Origin of the sequence: Endozoicomonas sp. ONNA2 (assembly GCF_024606365.1) — a bacterium.
Lineage (GTDB): Bacteria > Pseudomonadota > Gammaproteobacteria > Pseudomonadales > Endozoicomonadaceae > Endozoicomonas.
Window position 1 is genome coordinate 1 of record NZ_JAHHPO010000718.1, and the last position, 3,062, is coordinate 3,062.

2 protein-coding genes are annotated in these 3,062 nt (G+C 48.9%); both read left to right on the forward strand.

All coding sequences use genetic code 11. From position 1 onward, the window contains the following. Positions 1-325 precede the first annotated feature (325 nt). Entirely contained in the window at positions 326-1,741 is a 1,416-nt protein-coding gene (locus tag KDK14_RS12625; protein ID WP_257265493.1) for a hypothetical protein, read from the forward strand. Between the two features lie 405 nt (positions 1,742-2,146). Continuing rightward, positions 2,147-3,062: signal recognition particle receptor subunit alpha (locus KDK14_RS12630; protein WP_257265494.1), on the forward strand; the 916-nt coding region annotated here is incomplete at its 3' end.

Consider the following 3,062-nt stretch of genomic DNA (forward strand, 5'->3'; position numbering starts at 1 on the left):
CACCAAGTTGGGCTCTCTGACAACCTCCTGGCCACATGTTCTACAAGTCTCAAACGCATTCCGCAGGGGGGCTCTCGACCTTACACCCCGTTTGCGCGACCCGGTCTGCGTGACGGTAGGTCTACAAGAGACTGGTGAAAGCCAGCAAAGAATGAACAAACAACCAAGTGGATGGCCGTCCCGCGGAGCGCTCTGTGCACTCCTGTCTTATATCACCGCCTGCCCGGCCCGATGCTTTACGACGGGTTTGGTAAATGAAGAGCTGGAACTTCTATATAGCTTCGTTGTCCAACATCCATTAAAGCAAAAGCGGAAGGTTTTTTTAATGGATTCTGTATATCGTAACGCCCTCCATTATACTGATGGCCAAAAATTGGGTATAGGCACTGTCGATAATGAAGCTGCAGCCGGTGCCCGGCAAACCAGTGATATTGGCGGTGTTGAAGGTAAAGCGATCGAGGGATTAAAAAGTGCTGTTGCAAAAGCGTTTCTGTCAGATTCTTTTGTACGAGTGAAACTCAGAAGTATCGTTGGGTTACCAATGGACGATTTTAGAAAGATGTCGGGCAAACTTAAAAAGGCAACTAAAAAATCGGACAGGGAAGCACAGGAAAAAATCGCCAGGGACTACGTTGAGGAGGTATTTGCAAAAGCCAAAAACAGTAAAGAGATGTTGATACGAATTAAGGAAGCGACAGGTTTGCAAGGCTCTGCGTCAACTAAAAGTTCTGTTTCAACGAGCCCTGTTGCAACAGATAGCGTAAATAAGGCTGAATCTCGAAAAAGGGCATTGGGCAACGATCAAGCGATTGGTACGAAACCACTGAAACGGGCAAAAACAGAGACATCCACTGTCAGTGAAACCGAAGGCAACCTGCAAAATGAAACGGGCCCGGATCAACAGTGTGTCAGCGCTTCAGAAGAACCTCCCCTGAAAATCCCGAATGAAGACTACATCAGGAGTTTGGATGATACAGACTTAATAGAAAAGCGCAGCTACAACCTTGAGTATGACATGGGCACTGGGCGTTATTTATACGATACCGCCATGATCCATAGATGCAATCGACCATATGATGCAAATTTTGCAATCAGGCTGCATCCTGGCAGCCAGTCTGTTCATGGGCAGAATGGTACAGCCCTTCACCCCGGGTTCGTCCCTGAGATACTGCGCACAGGGTCTGAAAGCGACTGTGAACCGTTCCGCAATGGGGACGCGCTGGCGATAATCACTTTTAAACAGTTTGATAAACATGCACTAAACATGTCGTTCTTACTGAAAAGTCTGGATCTGGCAATACACAGTCTTGGGTTGCCAGAAGGTCTGCAGGAGCTGGCGATAAAAGTCGCTGTGACCGATGGCTATCGCGCAAGTGTTGTTCTTCGCGTGTTCAAGGTCGAGGATGGATTCTCCAGCAGGATGCAAAGTGATCCCGATAACGTAGTGGCAGCAGATAATCTGCTAAGGATTACCTTCAACCAGAAAAGTGATATGGCCGAGTTGTTCGCTGTGGCTTCCCCGCGTAGTTATAAAGCTACAGGCAAAACTCTGGGGGAGCTGGAACATCATAATCAGGTCACGCTTATACTGGAGTCAACGTGCGCTGAGGCTATTCAGGGTACAATAATGAATCACTGCAGAAGCTTGCCTTCTTTGTCGAGCGATCGGTTTATCAGTACCGCACAGAAGGTCAGCTCGAAAATATATACATTTGAAGATGGGGCGTTTAAAGGGCCGTAAGGCGGCAGTAATAACGCCGGGTGAGTCAGATTGCTTGCTGCATCAGTTCATTGACATCAGTTCATTGACCGTGGTGTTCAAGGTTAATGGTTGTCGGCTAAAGGCAATTGGTGCAAAAAAACAAGCCAGGAAATAAGCGCCAGGCTCCTGGTTGCCTGCATTGGCAGTCTTGTATTGCGGGTGTTTTTAATTGTGTCGTGAAAGTTGTACTTTTTCCCGGGTTTCCCAGATAAAGTTCATTTCGTGACAGTCTAAATTGAGTTACGATAAGTCATTATCCATAGCCTGTGTGATGGATCGTCATTGCTATCGATCGGCTATTACGGAAGCGGTTTGCAAAAGTTTCTGTTATATGACAATCCTCATGCTCATCAGGCGTTCCCACCAAGGTTATTGAAGTAGTCTATGTTCGGTTCGCGCAAAGACGGTGAGAAAAAAGCCAAACGCAGTTTTTGGCCCTGGGGTCGACGTACCCAGAGTGAAGTTTCTGAAGAACAGGCAGAGCCAAAGGCTGAGCCTGAAGCAGAAGGCGAAGTACCCATTGTAGAAACACCCGAGGTAACTACGCCAGAGTCGGCTTCTGAATCTTCTGTTGGTGTTGTTGACGTTGTGCCTGAGGTTGTTCAGTGCCCTGAAGATACGTCTGTACATCAAGCACCCCTGGACGAGCCCACTCTTAAAGCACCTGAGGCTTCTGTCAAAGAAGTCCCGGTAGTTGCTGCCACTGAAATTCCCCGGGCTGCTGATCCAGAAATACTGCCAAAAAAAACATCGGTTGAGCCAGAAAACAAGCCTGAAGCCAAAGGCGGCTTCTTCGCCCGGATGCGTCAGGGGCTGAGCAAAACCCGTAACGTTCTGGTTGAAGGCGTTGCAGAACTGTTCATCGGTAAGAAGGAGATTGACGATGACCTTCTGGATGAGCTGGAAACTCAGTTGCTGGTGGCCGATGTGGGGGTTGAGGCCACCACCGAAATCATTGCAAAGCTGACCCGGAAAGTTAAATACAAAGAGCTGGATGATGCCGATGCCCTGATGGCCGCGCTGCAATCTGAGCTTGCTGATATTCTTGAGCCTGCTGATCAGCCGTTGGTTATCCCGAAACAGGATACCCCTTTTGTTATCCTGGTGGTGGGCGTAAACGGTGTAGGCAAGACCACCACCATTGGCAAGTTGGCTCGCAAGTTTCAGTCTGAAGGCCGCAAGGTTATGCTCGCGGCTGGCGATACGTTCCGTGCGGCTGCGGTTGAACAGTTGCAGGTATGGGGTGAACGAAATGAGATTCCGGTGGTTGCCCAGCATACTGGCGCTGACAGTGCTTCCG

Coding starts and splice junctions, on each gene's coding strand:
- KDK14_RS12625 (WP_257265493.1), top strand. CDS start 326: ATGGATTCTGTATATCGTAACGCCCTCCATTATACTGATGGCCAAAAA.